2 protein-coding genes are annotated in these 2,380 nt (G+C 69.4%); both read left to right on the top strand.

Annotated elements, in window-relative coordinates:
* Positions 1 to 687, top strand: a 687-nt coding sequence (locus A5622_RS06750; protein ID WP_156752868.1) for a class I SAM-dependent methyltransferase, incomplete at its 5' end; no start/stop codon positions are given.
* Between the two features lie 33 nt (positions 688 to 720).
* A partial coding sequence (locus tag A5622_RS06745) for a prolyl oligopeptidase family serine peptidase (RefSeq protein ID WP_066877459.1) occupies positions 721 to 2,380 on the top strand: 1,660 nt, incomplete at its 3' end.

The raw sequence follows: 2,380 nt of genomic DNA, 5'->3' as shown, positions 1-2,380 counted from the left end.
GAGGTGGCGGCGGGCCCGGGCGAGACCGGCTTTCTCGTCGCGGACCGGCTCGGTCCCACGGGCCGCCTGATCTCCAGCGATTTTGCGCCCGAAATGGTGGCGGCAGCGCGTCGCGGGGCCGACGAGCGGGGCCTGCACAACGTCGAATGTCGCGAACTCGACGCCGAACAGCTCGATCTGCCGGACGCCAGCATCGACGGGGTGCTTTCGCGCTTCGGGCTGATGCTCATGCCGGGGCAGCAGAGGGCGGTCGCGGAGGTCCGGCGGGTCTTGCGGCCGGGCGGCCGGTTCGCCTACGCGACGTGGGGACCGCCGGACCGCAACCCGTGGCTCTTCCACGTGGTGGTCGCGATGCTGCAGAACGGGGTCACGCCGCCCGGCGACCCGTTCGCCCCAGGCGGTCCTTTCTCCCTCGCCACCCCCGAAAGCAACCGGGCCCTGGCCGATGCGGGCGGGTTCGCGGACGTCGCCGTCGAAGAGATCACCGGGGTCATGCGTTTCGACAGCCCGGACGAGCACTGGGCGCATGTCACCGGGCTCGCCGGCCCGGTGGTGGAACTGGTGGCCTCCCTGGACCCCGCGCAGATCGACGCGATCCGCGCGACCCTCGCACCGTCGCTGACGCCCTACCAGCGCGACGGCGCCCTCGAGATCCCGTGGGCCGCGATGGTTGCGAGGGCGACGTAAGGGCCCGCGTCCTGCGGCCGTAAGAATGGCGGCATGACTGAGGACCCATACCTGTGGCTCGAGGACGTCACCGGTGACGAGGCGCTGGACTGGGTGCGGGCGCGTAACGAGCCGACACTGGCGCGCTTTCGCGACGAGAATTTCGAGCGGATGCGCATCGAGGCGCTCGAGGTGCTCGACACCGACGCCCGCATCCCCTACGTGGTCCGCCGCGGCGAGTACCTCTACAACTTCTGGCGCGACGCGGCCAACCCCCGCGGGCTGTGGCGGCGCACCACCCTGGACAGCTACCGCACCGACTCCCCGGAGTGGGACGTGCTGATCGACGTCGACGAACTGGGTCGGGCCGACGGCGAGAAGTGGGTGTGGGCCGGCGCCGGCGTCATCTACCCGGAATACACCCGCGCGTTGGTCAGCCTCTCCCGCGGCGGCTCCGACGCCTCCATCGTGCGCGAATTCGACATGGAGGCAAGGAAATTCGTCGACGGCGGGTTCGCGCTACCCGAGGCCAAGTCGCAGGTGAGCTGGGCCGATCCGGACACCGTGCTGGTCGGCACCGACTTCGGCGAGGATTCGCTGACCGACTCCGGCTATCCACGGGTGGTCAAACGGTGGCGCCGCGGCACTCCCCTCGCCGACGCCGAAACGGTCTTCGAGGGATCTCGCTCCGACGTCAACGTGGTGGCCAGCGCCAGCCGGATTCCCGGGTTCGAGCGCACCCTGATCGGCCGGGCCTTGGACTTCTGGAACGAAGAGGTCTACGAGCTGCGCGGGTCGGAACTGATCCGCATCGACGCGCCCACCGACGCCAGCGTGAGCCTGCACCGCGAATGGCTGTTGATCGAGCTGCGCAGCGACTGGTCGTTGGGCGAGTTTAGCTATACCGCCGGCTCGCTGCTGGCCGCGAATTACGAGGAATTCCTCGCCGGCACAGCGCAATTGCAGGTGGTGTTCGAACCCGACGAGCACACCGCGCTCAACCACTACACGTGGACCAAGGACCGGCTGCTGATCGTCACACTCGCCGACGTGGCCAGCCGCGTCGAGATCGTCACGCCGCCATCGCGTGACGACCCGCCGCGCTTGCGATCGTCACCATCGCGTGACGACCCGCTGCGCCCGGCTCCGCCGCGCTTGCGATCGTCACAAGGCGACTGGCGACGCGAGCCGGTGGCCGGGATTCCCGCCGCGACCAATACCGTCGTCGTCTCCGCCGACGACACCGGCGACGAATTCTTTTTGGATTCCAGCGGGTTCGACTCGCCGTCACGGCTGATGCGCGGAACCGACGACGGCCGGCTCGAGCAGATCAAGTCCGCGCCGGCCTTCTTCGACGCCGAAAACATCTCAGTGACACAGAACTTCGTCACCTCGCAGGACGGCACGTCGATCCCCTACTTCGTGGTGCGGCCCGGCGGTCCGCAGGCCGCCGACGGGCCGGCGCCCACCCTGCTCTACGGCTACGGCGGCTTCGAATCGTCGAACACGCCGGGCTACAGCGGCGTGCTGGGCCGGTTGTGGCTGGCCCGCGGCGGCACCTACGTCCTGGCCAACATTCGCGGCGGGGGCGAATACGGTCCCGGCTGGCACACCCAGGCGATGCGGGAGGGCCGACACAAGGTGGCCGAGGACTTCGCCGCCGTCGCAACCGATTTGGTGGATCGCGGCATCACCACGGTCGAGCAGCTCGGGG

The organism is Mycobacterium sp. 1245801.1 (genome assembly GCF_001673055.1).
In the GTDB taxonomy this organism is placed as follows: domain Bacteria; phylum Actinomycetota; class Actinomycetes; order Mycobacteriales; family Mycobacteriaceae; genus Mycobacterium; species Mycobacterium europaeum_A.
This window is presented reverse-complemented; position numbering and strand designations above follow the sequence as displayed.